This is a genomic window from Amnimonas aquatica (genome assembly GCF_002943415.1).
GTDB lineage: Bacteria > Pseudomonadota > Gammaproteobacteria > Pseudomonadales > Moraxellaceae > Perlucidibaca > Perlucidibaca aquatica_A.
Genome location: NZ_PTQZ01000257.1, coordinates 1 through 2,183, shown reverse-complemented (window position 1 = coordinate 2,183; position 2,183 = coordinate 1). Strand labels below are relative to the sequence as shown.

The 2,183-nt window shown below is 62.7% G+C and carries 1 protein-coding gene and 1 pseudogene; both read left to right on the top strand.

Going from position 1 to position 2,183, the window contains the following annotated elements:
• Nucleotides 1-257, top strand: a 257-nt coding sequence (locus C5O18_RS10765) for a hypothetical protein (protein WP_206389821.1), incomplete at its 5' end; no start/stop codon positions are given.
• Nucleotides 258-423: 166 nt separating this feature from the next.
• Nucleotides 424-1,611 (top strand): annotated as a pseudogene (locus tag C5O18_RS08740) (alkane 1-monooxygenase); the annotation flags it as partial.
• Between the last annotated feature and the right edge of the window lie 572 nt (nucleotides 1,612-2,183).

The following is a 2,183-nucleotide window of genomic DNA, read 5'->3' as shown; positions in this document are numbered from 1 at the left end:
CTGGCACTGCGCAACATCAGCAAGAAATGGACGCTGCCGATCCGAGACTGGAAGGCGGCACTGACCCGCTTTACGATCAGCTACGCGGAGAGGCTGCCACGGCAGTAACCGAAATCCCGGTTACACAAAATTCTGCACACCCTCTCGCCGGGGCTGGCCTGCTGCGCGACCTGGCGCTGCCGCTGTCGCACGCCATTCCCTGGCTGCGCCGGCAGATGGCGGAGACCGTGTCCGGCCGCAAGCAGTCGTGGCTCTAGTCCGCACGGCCGGAACACCGGCATCAGCCCTGAGCGCAGGAATACCCACATAGCCCCCAGACCTACCCGGCGTTTCACTACAGAAACCCGGCGCGGGACAACTGGTCAGCCAACCTTGTCTGTCGACAATGTCACATTGTCCACACAACAACAGGGTCATGACGCCATGAATGCCAAGGTCCCCGAAGATATCCTCGAACAAACCGCCCGCGCCGCCGAGGCGGACTGGAAGGATCCCAAGCGCTACCTGTGGCTGCTCAGCCCCGCCCTGCCGGCGATCGGTCTCGCCGCCATCTCCGCCTACGCCGTCGCGCCGAAGAAGCTGCGCGCCCTCGCCTGGGTCGGCCCGATCATGGTCCACGGCGTGATTCCCGCCGTCGACAAGATGGTCGGCGACGACGAAGCCAATCCGCCGGAGTCGGTGATCGGCCGCCTGGAGCAGGACAAGTACTACAGCTGGATCGTCAAGGGCTTCATTCCCGCCCAGTACGCCGCCACCTTCCTGGCCACCTGGCTGGTCGGCCGCCGCAAGGACATGCCGCTGAGCGACTACCTCGGCCTGACGCTGAGCATCGGCGCCATCAACGGCATCGCCATCAACACCGGCCACGAGCTGTCGCACAAGCATGACAAGATGGATCGCTTCCTCTCCATGCTGGCGCTGGCACCGACCGGCTACACCCATTTCGCGGTCGAGCATCCGTACGGCCACCACAAGCGCGTGGCGACGCCGGAAGATCCGGCCAGCAGCCGCATGGGCGAGAGCTTCTGGAAGTTCCTGCCGCGCACCGTGATCGGCGGCTTCAAGTCGGCCTACAAGATCGAGAAGGAGCGTCTGGCACGCAAGGGCAAGAGCTTCTGGAGCAAGGAGAACGAGCTGCTGCAGGGCTGGGCGCTCAGCGCCGGCGTGTTCGGCGCCATGGCGGCGGTCGGCGGCGTGCGCTCGCTGCCCTTCATCGCCGGTCAGGCAGCCTACGGCGCCTCGCTGCTGGAAGTCATCAACTACATCGAGCACTACGGCCTGATGCGCCAGAAGGATGCCAAGGGCAAGTACGAGCGTACCCGCCCCGAGCACAGCTGGAACAGCAACCAGCTGGTCAGCAACCTGTTCCTGTACCAGCTGCAGCGCCACAGCGACCACCACGCGCACCCGACGCGCAGCTTCCAGACCCTGCGCAACTTCGAGGATGCGCCGACGCTGCCGGGCGGCTACGCCTCCATGCTGCTGCCGGCCTACTTCCCGTCGTGGTGGTACGGCCTCATGGACCGCCTGGTGATCGACCACTACAAGGGCGACCTGAGCCGCATCAACATGGATCCGGAGCGTCGCGAAGAGCTGCTGGCCAAGTACGGCCAGCCGGTGGTCGCGGTGGCCCCCGCTGTCGAAGCGGCTGATGCCGGCAGCAAGGATACGATCGCTGAAACCGGCAGCGGTGAATCCACGCTGAAGGCCGTGAACAGCTGACTTCCCGCTTTATATCCTGATCGTACGGAAAACCGCCCCCACATGGGGGCGGTCGTTTTTCAGCGCCCCGCCACCTAACTGTTGTTTTTCTGAACACCCCCGCCACACTGCGCTGTTCACCCTCCGGACAGCCATGCCTACAGGCATGCACACTGAAAAATTTTCTTTTTTATTTCAATTACTTGAAATCCAAAAAATGGCCGCTGGCTTGGCATGGATATTTCTATACGCAGACCAAGACCGCAATCGGAAAAGGAGCCTGCCCCGCCACGTACAACAACAAGAAGCCTGACACCCGGAAAGAAAAACACCATCCGGACTCCCTTTTCATCTGGAGGCAATCATGAGAACAACACGATCCCACCTGCCCACCCTGAGAGCAGGACATCTGCTGCTGGTCTCAGCGATCACGCTGAACCTGTCCATGCAGAGTGCCAGTGCCGCAACACAGGTCGATGGCA